This window comes from Pseudomonas sp. P4_B4, from assembly GCF_056402255.1.
The window spans coordinates 1-15596 of record NZ_JBFUHS010000061.1 but is presented as its reverse complement, the minus strand read 5'-3'; the positions used below and the strand labels follow the sequence as shown (position 1 = coordinate 15596).

General features: G+C 60.1%; 14 protein-coding genes, 2 pseudogenes and 1 riboswitch. Of the genes and pseudogenes, 8 read left to right on the top strand and 8 right to left on the bottom strand.

Features of this window, described 5'->3' with window-relative positions; all coding sequences use genetic code 11:
• Positions 1-170, bottom strand: a pseudogene (locus AC1DVE_RS30640) (IS5/IS1182 family transposase); the annotation flags it as partial.
• 113 nt (positions 171-283) lie between these two features.
• A complete protein-coding gene (locus tag AC1DVE_RS30635; protein WP_223454758.1) occupies positions 284-1450 on the bottom strand; it encodes a 1-acyl-sn-glycerol-3-phosphate acyltransferase in 1167 nt (388 codons plus the stop codon).
• A gap of 139 nt (positions 1451-1589) precedes the next feature.
• On the opposite strand from AC1DVE_RS30635, the gene AC1DVE_RS30630 reads away from it, so the two are divergent.
• The 3 genes from AC1DVE_RS30630 to AC1DVE_RS30620 are packed head-to-tail and all read left to right on the top strand — an operon-like array spanning position 1590 to position 2701.
• The gene (locus tag AC1DVE_RS30630; protein ID WP_223536451.1) at positions 1590-1772 is read left to right on the top strand and encodes a CPXCG motif-containing cysteine-rich protein; all 183 of its coding nucleotides are present in this window, start codon (positions 1590-1592) and stop codon (positions 1770-1772) included.
• Positions 1773-1781: 9 nt separating this feature from the next.
• Positions 1782-2042 carry a putative signal transducing protein gene (locus AC1DVE_RS30625; protein WP_223454760.1) on the top strand — a complete coding sequence of 87 codons (261 nt, stop codon included), beginning with the start codon at positions 1782-1784 and terminating at the stop codon, positions 2040-2042.
• Between the two features lie 35 nt (positions 2043-2077).
• Entirely contained in the window at positions 2078-2701 is a 624-nt protein-coding gene (locus AC1DVE_RS30620; protein WP_223454762.1) for an SOS response-associated peptidase, read from the top strand.
• Positions 2702-2847: 146 nt separating this feature from the next.
• Here AC1DVE_RS30620 and AC1DVE_RS30615 read toward each other — a convergent pair whose 3' ends face one another.
• Positions 2848-3591 carry a methyl-accepting chemotaxis protein gene (locus AC1DVE_RS30615; RefSeq protein ID WP_477784421.1) on the bottom strand — a complete coding sequence of 248 codons (744 nt, stop codon included), beginning with the start codon at positions 3589-3591 and terminating at the stop codon, positions 2848-2850.
• Between the two features lie 111 nt (positions 3592-3702).
• Positions 3703-3900 (bottom strand): annotated as a pseudogene (locus tag AC1DVE_RS30610) (HAMP domain-containing protein); the annotation flags it as partial.
• A gap of 1359 nt (positions 3901-5259) precedes the next feature.
• Here AC1DVE_RS30610 and AC1DVE_RS30605 point away from each other — a divergent pair.
• The gene (locus tag AC1DVE_RS30605; protein ID WP_223454763.1) at positions 5260-6078 is read left to right on the top strand and encodes a M48 family metallopeptidase; all 819 of its coding nucleotides are present in this window, start codon (positions 5260-5262) and stop codon (positions 6076-6078) included.
• Between the two features lie 183 nt (positions 6079-6261).
• On the opposite strand, the gene AC1DVE_RS30600 is transcribed toward AC1DVE_RS30605, so the two are convergent.
• The 3 genes from AC1DVE_RS30600 to AC1DVE_RS30590 form a co-directional block, all read right to left on the bottom strand.
• Positions 6262-6846, bottom strand: coding sequence for a TMEM165/GDT1 family protein (locus AC1DVE_RS30600; RefSeq protein ID WP_046818984.1), 585 nt, complete (start codon positions 6844-6846; stop codon positions 6262-6264).
• Positions 6847-6935: 89 nt separating this feature from the next.
• Positions 6936-7060: riboswitch (yybP-ykoY riboswitch) on the bottom strand.
• 39 nt (positions 7061-7099) lie between these two features.
• Complete coding sequence (locus AC1DVE_RS30595; RefSeq protein WP_223454765.1) at positions 7100-8098, bottom strand: class I SAM-dependent methyltransferase; 999 nt, start codon at positions 8096-8098, stop codon at positions 7100-7102.
• 33 nt (positions 8099-8131) lie between these two features.
• Entirely contained in the window at positions 8132-9097 is a 966-nt protein-coding gene (locus AC1DVE_RS30590) for a 2-hydroxyacid dehydrogenase (RefSeq protein ID WP_223454767.1), read from the bottom strand.
• Positions 9098-9188: 91 nt separating this feature from the next.
• Between AC1DVE_RS30590 and AC1DVE_RS30585 the strand changes: the two genes are divergently transcribed.
• The 4 genes from AC1DVE_RS30585 (at position 9189) to AC1DVE_RS30570 (ending at position 15295) form a co-directional block, all read left to right on the top strand.
• Positions 9189-9818 (top strand): LysE family translocator, encoded by a 630-nt coding sequence (locus tag AC1DVE_RS30585; RefSeq protein ID WP_150727989.1) that lies wholly within the window; start codon positions 9189-9191, stop codon positions 9816-9818.
• Positions 9819-9978: 160 nt separating this feature from the next.
• Positions 9979-11661 (top strand): fatty acid--CoA ligase, encoded by a 1683-nt coding sequence (locus AC1DVE_RS30580; protein ID WP_223454769.1) that lies wholly within the window; start codon positions 9979-9981, stop codon positions 11659-11661.
• A gap of 339 nt (positions 11662-12000) precedes the next feature.
• Positions 12001-13902: a DUF1302 domain-containing protein gene (locus tag AC1DVE_RS30575; protein WP_223536457.1), complete on the top strand. Its 1902-nt coding sequence runs from the start codon at positions 12001-12003 to the stop codon at positions 13900-13902.
• A gap of 28 nt (positions 13903-13930) precedes the next feature.
• Positions 13931-15295 carry a DUF1329 domain-containing protein gene (locus AC1DVE_RS30570; protein ID WP_223454772.1) on the top strand — a complete coding sequence of 455 codons (1365 nt, stop codon included), beginning with the start codon at positions 13931-13933 and terminating at the stop codon, positions 15293-15295.
• Here the strand turns inward: AC1DVE_RS30570 and AC1DVE_RS30565 are convergent.
• The coding region (locus AC1DVE_RS30565; RefSeq protein ID WP_477784420.1) for a hypothetical protein at positions 15218-15596 on the bottom strand (379 nt) is incomplete at its 5' end. The genes AC1DVE_RS30570 and AC1DVE_RS30565 overlap by 78 nt on opposite strands.

Genomic DNA, 15596 nt, shown 5'->3' with positions numbered 1-15596 from the left:
GGCCGCCCGGTGGCCTTGGGTTTGGCTTTGTCGAAACCCAGCAGTGCCAGATCGAGGCGGGAAATGTAAGCCTCAATCACCCGAACCAGATGGTCTTCGGGAATAAGTTCGTCAAGTGACACTGGAAACAGTGCCCCCTGACAGCGATCTTCACCTTGGATATAGCGCATAAGAAAAATGCCCGCATCTTGCGATGCGGGCATTTTCTTTAACCGGAGAGCAGATTGCTAGGTTTTCACACAGTCTGCTCAAGGGCGCCGTTTTCACATTTGGCCGAAACCGCTTACAGCGGCAACCCTGCCTTCACCCGGTACTGATTGCGTACCGGCGTCGCATATTGCAGCACCAGGAATGGACGATGCTCTTCAGGGCAGGCGTCCAGGCGGCGTTGCCATTCTTCCTGGGCTTTGACCAGCTCCTCGGCCGGGAACACTTCGGCGGCTTTCGGCACCTGCAACTGCGGATCAGCAACTTTCCACTGTGCATAAGCCAGGTAGTGCACCGGGAACAAGCGGTATCCGCTGAGGATTTGCCTGTCCATCTCGACCGCCAATTGCTTGGTGTCGTCGAACAGTTCGGTGATCGGCGCGGCAAAGTTCACATGCACCCGGCCCTTGTAGCCGGTGATGCCCTTGGCGATGCTCACGTCATCCTCGCCCGGCACCTTGGTGTAGCTGCCGGTGGTGGCGCGGATGTAAAGCTCGCGGGCCTTGGCCTGATCGCACGGGTCGTACTCGTAGCTGATCGACACCGGGGTCAGGTTCAGCGACTGAATGACTTCGCCGAAGGGCTCGTCCTTGCGGCTCATGTGGAACATCTTGAGGATCGCCGACTCGGTACGGTCGTCACCGTCCTTGGCGCGGCCTTCGGCCTGGGCGATCCAGATCGAGGCGCAATCGTTGCGGATCGAATGGTTGATGTACGCCGACAACAGTTGATAGGCCGCCATTTTCTCCCGTCGTCCGCTGATTGAGCGGTGCACGATGAAGCTCTTGTTCAGGCGCATCAGGTCGCTGACGAAAGGCTTTTGTAGCAGGTTGTCGCCAATGGCGATGCGCGGGGTCGGCAGACCGGCGTGGTACACGGCATAGTTGACGAAGGCCGGGTCCATCACAATGTCGCGGTGGTTGGCGATGAACAGGTAGGCGCTGCCGGACTTGAATTGCTCCACCCCTGTATAGGTAACACCGTCGGTGGCGCGCTCGATGGTATGGTCGACGTAATGCTCGACTTTGTCCTGTAACGTGGCCACGGAGGTAATGCCGGCAAACTCACGGCGCAACCGATGGGCTATAAGAGGTTTGAGTGCCCAGCCTAAAGCGCCGGCGAAACGCGGGAAGCGGAAGTGGGTGAGGATATCTAGAAACGCCTTGTCGCCGAGCAGTCGTGCCAGCACTGCCGGGACTTCGCTGTCGTCGTAAGGTCGGATGGCATCGAATTCGCCCATCATGCTCTCTTGTTAGAAACGGCTAGGGTAAGTAAAGGTTTTGATCGAAAACCGGCGGGGTACGGTCTGAAAAAGTAGTCAGACAAAAATAGCCCTGCAAATAGACCGGCGATTATACGCACAAGTCACCTGGGAGACCGCGATGCTGGAAACTACGCAATATGAATGTCCGTATTGTGGTGAGGAAGTCGAGACGACGCTGGATTTGTCCGGTGGCGATCAGACCTATATTGAAGACTGTCAGGTGTGCTGCCGGCCGATAACCTTCGTGTTGCAAGTTCATGAAGAGGAATGGCATCTCGAAGTGTTCAGCGAAAACGAGTGAGGAGCGTGTATGCAGCGCATCTACGATCCGGAAAACCTGATGGAAGGCGAGTTGCTGCAAGGCATGCTCGCCAGCGAGGGCATCGAAGCGCATCTGGTGGGCCGTGATTTGCTCGGGGGTAGCGGCGAGTTACCGATCTATGGCCTGCTCGGGCTGTCGGTCGAGAACGATCAGGCTGCATACGCCCGCGAGCTGATCACTGCGTACAATGCCGCGCTGCCGCTGTCCGGCGATGAATCGGACAGCTTTCCCGGCACGCTGGTCTGTTAGGCTGGCGTTCGTTTGATCAAGAGCCGTGTTGCCCCATGTGTGGACGTTATGCCCTGTTTCGCTGGAACCCCGCCTTCGCGGCGCTGCCCGGTTTTCCCGCCGACCAGCAGGCGCAGTGGAACATTTCCCCCAATGATTCGGTGTTGATGCTGCGGGCCGAGCCTGACGGCCAGCGCACGTTGGCCCGCGCCCGCTGGGGCCTGACGCCACCCTGGCTGACCGATCTGTCCCGCACCCCGGCCCACGCCCGCGCCGAAACCGTTGCCGAACAACCGATGTTCCGCGAAGCCCTGCGCCTGCGCCGCTGCCTGTTGCCGGCCAATGGTTTCTACGAATGGCGCGGCACAACGCGCAAGCGCCCGTACTGGCTGACACCGGGGGAGGGCTCGTCATTATTTTTTGCGGCGATCTGGGAGGCGTATCCGGTACAGGAACAGGTTTGGCTCAGTACCGCGGTGATTACCCAGCCAGCGGCAAGCCAACGGCGGCCGTTGATTCTTGACGAGGCGGGGCAGGCCGCGTGGCTGGATCCGGAGACGCCGTTGCATGCTTTGCAAGCCTTGCTGGCCAGTGAGCCTGCCGCGTTGCGCGAGCGGGTGCTGGCCAATATGGTGAATGATCCGAAGCTCAATGGGCCGGAGTGTTTGACCCCGGGTTGAGTTTTTTGGTGTCAGTGCTGGCCCCCTCGCGAGCAAGCCCGCTCCCACACTGGAACTCTGTCGTACACATATTCTGTGTTCACTGAAGATCAAATGTGGGAGCGGCGGTGCGGCGATCCGACTTGCTCGCGAAGAGGGCCTGAAGGTCAAACCCTGAACTGATTGATCAAGCGTCGCTGCTGCTCGGCCAGCTTGGTCAAGTCCGCACTGGCCGCACTCGACTCATCCGCACCACCGGCCACTTCATTGGCCACCTGCCCGATGTTGATCACATTGCGATTGATGTCGTCCGCTACCGCACTCTGCTCTTCGGCCGCGCTGGCAATCTGGGTGTTCATGTCGTTGATCACCGACACTGCCTGAGTGATGGTTTCCAGCGCTTCGGCAGCCTTGGCCGCGTGCTGCACGCTTTCGTCCGTGCGGTTCTGGCTGTCCTCCATGACCCGCACCACATCCCGCGTGCCTTGTTGCAGCTGCTGAATCATGGTCTGGATTTCTTCGGTGGCCTTTTGCGTCTTCTGCGCCAGGTTACGCACCTCGTCGGCCACCACGGCGAAACCTCGGCCCTGTTCTCCGGCACGGGCGGCTTCGATGGCTGCGTTCAGGGCCAGCAGGTTGGTCTGCTCGGCGATTCCGCGAATGGCGGTAAGGATGGCGTTGATGTTTTCGCTGTCCTTGGCCAGGGTTTGCACCACGCCGACGGCCCGGCCGATCTCAACGGCGAGGGCGCCAATCGAGTTCGAGGTGTCGCGTACGATCTGCATGCCCTGGCTGGCGGCCTGATCGGCATGGTTGGCGGCCTGTGCGGCCTGGGTCGCATTGCGCGCCACGTCCTGGGCGGTGGCGGTCATTTCCTGCACGGCGGTGGCCACCTGATCGATCTCGGCCATTTGTTTGTGTACACCGGTGTTGGTGCGGATGGCGATGTCGGCGGTGTGTTCCGACGAATCGCTGACGCTCTGCACCGACGTCACCACCTGGGTGATCATCGCCTGCAACTTGGCCAGGAAAGTATTGAAGCCCTTGGCGATCGAACCCAGCTCATCGGCACGGTCGCTGGTCAGGCGTCGGGTAAGGTCGCCTTCGCCCTGGGCGATATCGTCGAGCATGGCCACCATCTGTTTGAGCGGACGGGCGATGCCGTGACCCACCAGCCAGATCACCAGCAAACCGATACCGGCAATCACCAGGCCGACCATCGCCATGCCGAAGGTGTCGGATTTGCGCTGGGCGTCCAGGTCGGCCTGGAGTTTTTGCAGGTCGGCCATGACCGCATTCAGTGGCAACTGGAGCATCAGGGTCCAGCGGGCGTCGGTCTGGGCGATGCCGAACGGCAGGTACAGCTCGATCCGGCCCTGGGCCTTGTCGACGGTGTAGGTGACTTCGCCGCGCTTGAGATTGGCCATGTTTGCGATCTGTTTGCTGTCGAGGATGTCGCTGACTTTCTCGCCGAATTTGCTCGGATCCTTGGTGTAGGCAACGATCCGGCCATTGCCGCCGATCAGGGCCATTTCCCCTGCACCGCTGTAAAGCTTCTGGTTGGCGCCCAAGAGCATTTCCTGGATGAAGTTCACCGACAGGTCGGCGCCGACGATGCCCTGGAAGGCACCGTTGAGCATGATCGGTTCTATAAAGGAGGCGAGCATGACGATTTTATCGCCGACCTTATAAGGCGCTGGATCGATCACGCAGGATTTCCTGGTTTCTTTCGAACACAGGTAGTACTCGCTGGCGCGTACGCCGGTGGACAGGGTTTTCTGGTCGTCGACGTCCACCAGCTTGTCCAGGCCCAGGGTGCCGTCGTCGTTGCGGAACCACCAGGGCAGGAAACGCCCGTTGGCGGCGTCGATGCCGACCACCGGCGTGCCGACGTAGGCTGCATCGTTGTGATCCAGTGCGTCTTTTTCCCATCCGATGTAGGTGCCGAGGATTTTCGGGTTCTTGACCACGTTTTCCTTGATCAGGCCGATCAATTGCTCGCGGCTGAGGCTCAGCGCAGGCTGGCCATCGGCCCCCGGTGTGCCGATCAGGGCGTTGACCCGCACCAGTCCGCCGGCAATCAGCAGCGGCGCTTCGAGCTCACGCTGGATCTGGCTGACTTGGGTTTGCGCCAGGGACGTCAGACGTTGTTCGATGACTTGCTCGAATTGCGCCTGGGTCCGCTCCTGGACCATATCTTGGGTCCGCGCGCCGGAGAACAGCGCGTACACCACCAGCGCTGCCACGACACTAAGGACAATGGCGCCGGCTAGGGCCGCCACGGAAAACTGGATCGACTTGAATTTCATGGGGGCTCCGCACGGGAAAAGACGTCTGCCCAGGTGTATCGGCAGGGTGGCGGGCGGGCATGAGCGCGGGCAGCTGAAATGACTGTTTTTGCGTGCCGGATGTCGTAATTGAATCAATGCGCACGTGATGGGCTGCGGGTTGTCGCTATATGTGAATTTTTTCTACGGCGATGAGAGCTTTGTCCGAATTGTGCGTCTTACGTCCATTGTATCTGGCGTCGATATATTTCCACGCCTAGGATACGCGGCATGTTTTCTGGGAGTTTGTTGATGAACAAGATTTTGGTTGTCAGTGCGCTGGGCGCAGCGCTTTTGCTCAGCGGTTGCCAGTCGGTCAATACCACCAGTGGCGGCGCTGTAGGCGTTGAGCGCAAGCAGTACATGTTCAGCATGTTGTCCGAGCAAGAGGTCGACCAGATGTACGCCCAGTCCTATCAGAAGACGGTGGGCGAAGCTTCCAGCAAAGGTGTGCTGGACAAGACCAGCAATGAAGCCAGGCGGGTTCAGGTGATTGCCGACCGGCTGATTGCCCAGGCGCCGAACTTCCGTCCGGATGCGGCCCAGTGGAAGTGGGAAGTCAACCTGATCAAGAGCGATGAGCTCAACGCCAACTGCGGCCCTGGCGGCAAGATCATCTTTTACACAGGGCTAATCGACACCCTGAAGCTGACCGACGATGAAATCGCCGCGATCATGGGCCATGAAATCGCCCACGCCCTGCGCGAGCACGGTCGTGAAGCGATGTCCAAGGCTTACGGCATCGAAATGGCCAAGCAGGGCGCCGGTGCCTTGTTGGGATTGGGGCAGGACACCATGGCCCTGGCCGATACCGTGGCCAACTATGGCATGACCTTGCCCAACAGCCGCGCCAATGAAAACGAAGCGGACCTGATCGGCCTGGAGCTGGCGGCCCGCGCCGGTTACAACCCGAATGCCGCGATCACCCTGTGGAACAAGATGAGCAAGGTCTCGGAAGGTGCGCCACCGGAGTTCATGAGCACTCACCCGGCGTCTTCGAGCCGTATAGCGGCTTTGCAGGCGGCGATTCCGAAAGTCATGCCGCTTTACGAGCAAGCCAGGAAGTCCTGATTGAGTTCAATAAAAGCTGAGACTCCTCAGCTTTTGTGGCGAGGGAGCTTGCTCCCGCTCGGCTGCGGAGCAGTCGTAGATCCGGATTACGCGTCGAATCTGACAAAACGCGATCATCTGGTTTGGGGCTGCTATGCAGCCAGCGGGAGCAAGCTCCCTCGCCACAATGACTGCCTTACCCCGTCAAACCCACCCGCTGCTCTGCATCGCCTTGTACACCGCGACAATCGCCAGGATGAAGAACGCCGACGCCGCCAGTCGACGGATCAGGGTCAAGGGCAACTTGTCCGCGGCAAAGTTACCCGCCAGAACCACCGGTACGTTGGCAATCAGCATGCCGAGGGTGGTGCCGATGATCACCAGCCAAAGCTCTGGATACTGGGCCGCGAGCATTACGGTAGCGATCTGAGTTTTGTCGCCGATTTCCGCCAGGAAGAACGCGATCAGCGTGGTCAGGAACGGCCCGAACTTGCGGGCGGTGCTGGCTTCGTCGTCATCCATCTTGTCCGGGACCAGGGTCCACAGCGCCGTGGCGGCGAAGCTTGCGGCGAGGATCCAGTGCAGCATCGTATCCGAGAAGAAACTGCCGACCCAGGCACCGACTGCACCGGCGGCTGCGTGGTTGGCCAGGGTCGCGGCGATGATGCCGGCGATGATCGGCCAGGGTTTGCGGAAACGGGCAGCGAGAATGAGCGCGAGCAGTTGCGTCTTGTCGCCGATTTCGGCCAAGGCAACGATTGCGGTAGGTACGAGTAGTGAATCCAGCATCAGGGGTTTTCCTAAGGGGCGGGTCGACACGGCTATGACACGTACAGCCTTCCCGCCCCGGGTAAGGTGTTCGTGTCATAGGTCTTGTCAAACCCTGCGATCCATCTGATGTGGATGCTTGGGTCGCATGCGCCATGGTCTGAGGACCAAGTATGTTGACGCATGCCGGACGAGCGTGGCGCTCGTGGGAGACTACTCCCCTAGGACGGAGCGGATTCTGCCTAGGCAAAATCCATTCGGCAAGTACAAATTTTTATCCGCGCTTGGCTCGGTAGATTCTGAAACCCTGTCCTTCGGCCTTGATCGCACACACGCCAAGATGCTCTTCGATCAACGGTTGATACTTCAGGAAACTGTTCGCCACCAAGCGCAGTTCGCCACCGCTTTTCAGATGTTTAGCCGCTTTTCGCAGCAAATTTTCCGTTGCGAAATAGTCGGTGTGCACGCCGACATGGAACGGCGGATTGCTCAGGATCGCACTCAAACCCATCGGCGCGGCATCGATTCCGTCACCGGTAATCACCTCGGCTTCCAGACCATTGGCAGCCAGGGTCAGACGACTGCTGGCAGCGGCAAAGGCATCCACATCCAGCAACGTGACCTGGTTGTGCGGGTAACGACGTTTCACCGCCGCGCCCAGAACCCCTGCGCCGCAACCGAAATCGAGCAAGTGACCGCTGGGCAGTTTGTCCAGATGCTCCAGCAGCAGCGCGCTGCCACGATCGAGTCGACCATGGCTGAACACCCCAGGCAGGCTGATGACCTTCAACGGGCCTTCGGCCAGCGGCAGTTCGTAGGCCTGCGCCAGGCTTTCCAGCGGTTTGGCTTCAGGCGCGTTGGCTACGGTGACCAGCCAGAGCTGGCAGTGGCGCGCGCTGTCGAGTTTGCGCGGCTTGCCGAACGGGTTGAGTTGTTTGGCGGCACCTTCGATGCCGCTTTTTTTCTCGCCGACCAGGTACAGCTCGCGGCCGGCCAGCCGCGAGGCGAGGGCGTTGAGAATGTAATCGGTCAGGTCCTTGGCCTTGGGCAGAAAGACCACCGCTGTATCGAACTCGCGCTCGGGCGCATTCACGCCAAAATGGCTGCGCTCGGCGAAGCGGGCGTCCAGCGCGGCCTGATCGCCGGCGTGCCAGCACCAGCCATGAGCTTCGGGCAGGCGGCCCAGCAAGTCGTCGGCGGGCAAACCGGCCAACAACACCGAACCCTGGAATAACTCGGCCTGACGAAGCAGTACTTCACTGCGCGGATCCATAACTGCTCCCGTGGAAAAAAGTGCCGCAGTTTATCAACTGACGACTCGCAGCGCCTTACCGCTGAAGTATCCCAGTGCGTTTTCGCTCACTTGGCCAACGATTCGCTGGCGCGCTTCGCGGCTGCCCCAGGCGTTGTGCGGGGTGACGATCAGGCGCGGAATGTCGTGGGCCAGCAGCGGATTGCCGTTGACGGGAGGCTCGACGCTCAGCACGTCAGTGGCGGCGCCGCCCAGATGCCCGTTGCGCAAGGCGTCGGCCAGCGCCTGTTCATCAATCAATCCACCGCGTGCGGTGTTGACCACGAACGCGCCGGGTTTCATTGAGGCCAGTTCGCGGGCGCCGATGAAGTGGCGAGTGTGCTCATTGAGCGGGCAGTGCAGAGTCAGGGCATCGACCTGTGGCAACAGTTCATTCAGTGGCAGGCGGTCCGGCCGGGCAGGGCGTCCGGGAATTTGCCCCAGCACAACGCGCATACCGAAGGCTTCAGCCAACCGTGCGACCGCGCCGCCCAATTCGCCATGTCCCAGCAGGCCAAGGGTTTTGCCTTCGAGTTCGACAATCGGGTAATCCAGCAAACAGAACTGTTTGGCCTGCTGCCAGCGGCCTTCGCCTACGGCTTTTTGATAATCGGCCAGACGCGTGGCCAGATTGAGCAGCAACATGATCGTGTGCTGCGCCACCGACGGCGTGCCGTAACCCTGACAGTTGCACACAGTAATTCCGTGGGCGCGGGCGGCGGCGAGGTCGACGTTGTTGGTGCCGGTGGCGGTGATCAGGATCAGCTTGAGATCAGGGCTGGCGGCCATGGCGGCGGCATCGATGACAATTTTGTTGCTGATGGCGACGGTGGCGCCCTTGAGATGTTCGATGACTTGATCGGGCAAGGTCTGGGTGAACAGCTGCAAATCACTGAAACAACGGCGCAGCGGGTCGAGGTCAAGGTCGCCGAGGTCCAGGGACGGGTGGTCGAGGAAAACGGCGCGGCGAGTGTTCGTCATCAACTGTACCTTTTGTGCAATGAACTGAAGGCGTAATCTGCCGAGCCTACCAGATGAAATAAATAGTTACGCTTGGCCTGAAGGAGCCCCCATGTACTGGACAGAGTTCTTGACCGTTGCCCTGATTCACCTGCTGGCCGTGGCCAGCCCCGGCCCGGACTTTGCCGTGGTGGTGCGCGAGAGTGTTACCCACGGTCGCCGCGCGGGCACCTGGACCGCGCTGGGTGTGGGTACGGCGATTTTCCTGCACGTGGGTTACTCGCTGTTGGGTATCGGCCTGATCGTGTCCCAGTCGATCGTGCTGTTCAATGCCTTGAAATGGGCCGCTGCCGCTTACCTGCTGTACATCGGTTACAAGGCGCTGCGCGCGCAACCGGCCAAGCCAGTGGCGGACGACCTGCACAAGGAAGCCGGCGAGCGCACCGCCCGTGGTGCCTTCACTTCAGGTTTCGTCACCAACGGTCTCAACCCGAAAGCCACGCTGTTCTTCCTCTCGCTGTTCACCGTGGTCATCAATCCGCAAACGCCACTGGCCGTGCAGGCCGGTTACGGGGTTTACCTGGCGGCGGCGACAGCGGTCTGGTTCTGCCTGGTGGCGATGCTGTTCAGCCAGCAGCGCGTGCGCGCCGGTTTCGCCCGCATGGGTCACTGGTTCGACCGGACCATGGGCGCGGTGCTGATTGCGATTGGCGTGAAGCTCGCTTTTACCGAGATGCATTGATTCTGTAGGCGCTACAAGCAGTGAATCCCTGCGGATGATGGCGCAACGCTAGTATTTGCGGGGTTCTGCAAATCATTCCTTTGGCTGATTTGGCTGGCGTTCAGGGGCACTACAGTGCGTACTTTCAGTCACGACCGTGCAGTCAGAAAAAGGGATTCTTATGTTGCAGACTCGCGTTATCCCCCCGGCCGAAGGCGCTTACCAGTACCCGCTGTTGATCAAACGGCTGCTGATGTCCGGTGCCCGTTATGAGAAAACCCGCGAGATCATCTACCGCGACAAATTGCGCTACAGCTACCCGACCCTGATCGAACGGGTAGCCCGCCTGGCCAATGTGCTGACAGCGGCCGGGGTCAAGCCCGGGGATGCCGTGGGTGTGATGGACTGGGACAGCCATCGTTACCTGGAGTGCATGTTCGCCATCCCGATGATCGGCGCGGTGATCCACACCATCAACGTGCGCCTGTCACCGGAACAGATCCTCTACACCATGAACCACGCCGAGGACCGCTTTGTGCTGGTCAACAGCGAGTTCGTCGGCCTCTACAAGGCCATCGAGGGGCAACTGACCACGGTCGAGAAGACCCTGCTGCTGACTGACCTTCCGGAAAAAACCGCGGACCTGCCGAACCTCGTCGGCGAATACGAACAGCTGCTGGCTGCGGCGAGCCCGCAGTACGACTTCGAGGATTTCGACGAAAACTCGGTCGCGACCACGTTCTATACCACCGGCACCACCGGTAACCCCAAGGGCGTGTACTTCACCCATCGGCAACTGGTGCTGCACACCATGGGCGTGTCGACCATCATGGGCGCAATCGACAGCGTGCGCCTGCTGGGCACCAACGACGTGTACATGCCGATCACCCCGATGTTCCACGTCCACGCCTGGGGCTTGCCGTATGTGGCGACCATGCTCGGGCTCAAGCAGGTGTATCCCGGCCGCTATGACCCGGAGTACCTGGTGGAGTTGTGGCGCAAGGAGAAGGTCACGTTCTCCCATTGCGTACCGACCATTTTGCAGATGGTCCTCAATGCCAAGGCCGCGCAGAACGTCGACTTCGGCGGCTGGAAAATCGTCATCGGCGGCAGCGCCCTGAACCGCACGTTGTACGAGGCGGCCAAGGCCAAAGGCATTCAGTTGACCGCTGCGTACGGCATGTCGGAAACCGGGCCGCTGGTCTCGTGCGCGCACCTCAACGACGAATTGATGGCCGGCACCGAAGACGAGCGCACCACTTACCGGATCAAGGCCGGCGTGCCAGGGCCACTGGTGGAGGCGGCGATCGTCGACACCGAGGGCAACTTCCTGCCCGCCGACGGCGAGACCCAGGGCGAACTGGTGTTACGGGCACCGTGGCTGACCGAGGGGTATTTCAACGAGCCACAGAAGGGCGCCGAGCTCTGGGCCGGAGGCTGGCTGCACACCGGTGACGTGGCGACCCTGGACAGCATGGGCGTGATCGACATTCGTGACCGGATCAAGGATGTGATCAAGACCGGTGGCGAGTGGATCTCCTCTCTGGACCTGGAAGACCTGATCAGCCGTCATGCGGCGGTACGCGAAGTAGCAGTGGTGGGGATCCCCGATCCGCAGTGGGGCGAGCGGCCGTTTGCCCTGCTGGTGCTCCGTGAGGGTCATGCAATCGGGGCCCGGGAACTCAAGGAACACCTCAAGCCGTTTGTGGAGCTGGGGCACTTGAGCAAGTGGGCGATTCCGAGCCAGATCGCCCTTGTTACTGAAATTCCCAAGACCAGCGTCGGCAAACTCGACAAGAAGCGCATTCGTGTCGACATCACCGAATGGCAAGCCACCAACAGCACCTTCCTCTCGACGCTTTAAGCGCCTCTCGGCGTGCCCGAAAGGGCACGCCAGCCCCACCAAGCAAGCGCTTGGCTTGTCAAATCGAATTTTTCAGCCATTCTTGCCGTGCCGACGGGTGTCGGACTGGCGAAAGGACTGTTCCAGAGTGGCTGGCAACTGCAAATCACACTTTAGAGGGATCAAGCGCTACTACCTGCTGGCTATAGTCCGTTCAAGGATTTTTAAGAACGGGGCAACCGCACGAACCGGGGCGATGCAACTTTGGAATGACTTTGGGACGCCATGGCTCCCGGTTATCCACAGCGTTTTTAGAAGTGCTCATTGCCATAAAAATAAAATGCACATGGAGTAGCGTCGATGACATCAGTAAACCAGTTCTGGCGCCGGGCGAAACTGCCCCTGGCTGTCAGTCTTGCCTCTACGCTCGCCGGGCCAGCATTCGGCGTCAGTTTCAACGTTGGTGAAATCGAAGGTCAGTTCGACTCATCCCTGTCGATTGGTGCCAGTTGGTCTACTCAGCAGCCGAACAAGAACCTCATCGGTGTCAACAACGGCGGCAAGGGTTTGTCCCAGACTTCTGATGACGGTCACCTGAACTTCAAGAGCGGGGAAACCTTCTCGAAGATCTTCAAGGGCATCCATGACCTTGAACTGAAATACGGCGATACCGGTGTTTTCGTCCGTGGCAAATACTGGTACGACTTTGAACTGAAGGACGAAAGCCGTCCGTTCAAGGACATCAGCGACGACGGCCGCAAGGAAGGCGCCAAGTCCGCTGGCACTCAACTCCTCGACGCCTTCGTCTACCACAACTATTCCATTGCCGATCAGCCAGGTTCCGTGCGTCTGGGCAAGCAGGTCGTGAGCTGGGGTGAAAGTACCTTCATCGGTGGTGGCATCAACTCGATCAACCCGATCGACGTGTCGGCATTCCGCCGTCCGGGTGCCGAGATCAAGGAAGGCCTGATCCCGGTCAACATGTTCTATGTGTCCCAGAGCCTGACCGAAAACCTCTCGGCCGAAGCGTTCTATCAAATTGAATGGGATCAGACCGTCGTCGACAACTGCGGCACGTTCTTCTCCCAGCCGGACATCGTTGCCGACGGCTGCGACAACAACTTGCGCGTGCTGAACAAGCGCTCGCAAATTCCGGCCATTGCCCTGGGGCCTTTGGCCGCCAACGGCGTCGACGTCAACGAAGAGGGTGTTCTGGTGCGTCGTGGCCCCGATCGTGATGCCCGCGACAGCGGTCAGTGGGGTGCGTCCTTCAAGTACATGTTCGATCCGCTGGACACCGAGTTCGGCGCCTACTTCATGAATTACCACAGCCGTGCGCCGATCTTCAGCGCCACCGGTGCGCCGCAGTCGGTCTACAACACGGCAAAAGCGCTGCCTGGCCCGTTCGCGGCACTCGGGCCACTGCTGGTGGCAGGTAATTCGCAATACTTCATCGAATACCCCGAGGACATTCGCCTGTATGGCTTGAGCTTCTCCACCACCCTGCCTACCGGTACGGCGTGGAGCGGTGAGATCAGCTACCGTCCGAACGCTCCGGTGCAGCTCAACTCCACCGACATCCTGTTCTCCGGTATACGTCCTTTGGGCAATAACAACCCGAACAATCCGTTGACCAATGCATCGCTGCTTACCGGCGTGCCGGGTCAAGACCTGCACGGGTATCGTCGCAAGGAAATCACCCAGTTCCAGACCACCCTGACGCACTTCTTCGACCAGGTCATGGGCGCCAGCCGTCTGACCCTGGTGGGCGAAGTGGGCGTGACCCACGTTGGCGGCCTGGAAAGCACTTCTGACGTTCGTTATGGCCGAGATCCGGTCTACGGCCCGGGTGAGTTGCCAGCCTCTGGCGCGCTCGATACCTGCGTGACACTCAATACCAGCACCATCAACGGTGCCGGCCCGGGTACGCCGACCAACAACCGCAGCCGCAACTGCACCAACGAAGGCTTCACCACCCCGACTTCGTGGGGCTACCGCGGTCGTGCCATCTGGGAATACAACGACGTGTTTGCCGGTGTGAACCTCAAGCCGAACGTTGCCTGGTCCCATGACGTGAGCGGTTACTCCCCTGGCCCTGGCGGCAACTTCGAGGAAGGCCGCAAAGCGGTGAGCCTGGGTGTCGACGCCGAGTACCAGAACACCTATACCGCGAGCCTGGCGTACACCAACTTCTTCGACGGCAAGTACACCACCGTGGATGATCGCGACTTCGTTGCGCTCAGCCTCGGCGTGAACTTCTAAGCACTGTATTTTCTGGACGAGCGCACATATGAAAATAACAAAGAGTCTGTTCCACGCCGGTGTTCTGGGCCTTTCGCTGCTGGCGACCAGCGTCATCGCAGCGGTTCCCCAGGCCGAGGCCGACAAACTGGGCAAGAGCCTGACCCCGATGGGCGCTGAAATGGCGGGTAACGCCGACGGTTCGATCCCGGCCTGGAAGCCCATGGCGAAGAACGCCGGTACGGTCGACAGCAAAGGTTTCCTGTCCAATCCGTTCGCCAGCGAAAAACCGCTGTTCACCATCACGGCGCAGAACGTCGACCAGTACAAGGAAAAGCTCGCACCGGGCCAGTACGCGATGTTCAAGCGCTACCCGGAAACCTTCAAGATGCCGGTTTATCCGTCTCATCGCGGTGCCACCGTGCCGGATGACGTGTTCGCCGCCATCAAGCGCAACGCCACCAACACCAACCTGGTGTCCGGCGGTAACGGTCTGGAGAACTTCGAAACGGCAGTGCCGTTCCCGATTCCGAAAAGCGGCGTGGAAGTCATCTGGAACCACATCACCCGCTATCGCGGGGGCAGCGTGACCCGTCTGGTGACCCAGGCCACACCACAACCGAACGGTTCGTTCAGCCTGGTGTACTTCGAGGACCAGTTCGTGTTCCGCGACAAGATGAAGGATTACGACCCGAAAAACCCGGGCAACATCCTGTTCTACTTCAAGCAGAAAGTGACCGCGCCGGCTCGTCTGGCCGGTGGTGTGCTGCTGGTTCACGAAACCCTCGATCAGGTCAAGGAGCCGCGTTCGGCGTGGGTCTACAACGCCGGCCAGCGTCGTGTGCGCCGTGCACCGCAAGTGTCCTATGACGGCCCGGGTACTGCAGCCGACGGCCTGCGTACTTCCGACAACCTGGACATGTTCAACGGTGCACCGGATCGTTACGACTGGAAGCTCGAAGGCAAGAAAGAGATGTACATCGGCTCCGATGCCTACAAGCTCGACGATCCGAAGCTCAAGTACGCCGACATCATCAAGGCCGGTCACATCAACCAGGACCTGGCTCGTTACGAGTTGCGTCGTGTGTGGCATGTGGTTGCAACCCTGAAGGAAGGTCAGCGTCACATCTACGCCAAGCGTGACTTCTACATTGACGAAGACACCTGGCAAGCAGCGGTGATCGATCACTACGACGGTCGCGGCCAACTGTGGCGCGTCGCCGAGGCCCATGCCGAGAACTACTACGACAAGCAAGTGCCGTGGTATGCCCTCGAAGCCCTGTATGACCTGCAATCGGGTCGTTACCTGGCGCTGGGCATGAAGAACGAAGAGAAGTCAGCCTATGACTTCGGCTTCACTGCCACCACCAGCGACTTCACCCCGGCCGCCTTGCGTCAGGATGGTGTTCGCTAAGGTGAACTGAGTAGAGGCCGCACCCTCTGAAAACGCCCCGACTGGTTCGGGGCGTTTTTTTGTGCGCCCAGCATGGGCGCAATCTTGCGGGTGAAAGTCCCGTCGTAAGCTGACCACAGCGAACGAAGTGAAGCGCAACTGCATGAGGGCGACCGAGTGTGGGGAGGAAGCGTGAATCGAAACCGCGAGCCGATGGACAAGAACCGGATATAAGGCGAAGCCGATCAGGGCGAGCGAGCAAAAGATCGCGAAGCTCTTGTGGTCAAGGATCAGGCTGCGTAAATCCGGCGGTTGTGCGGGG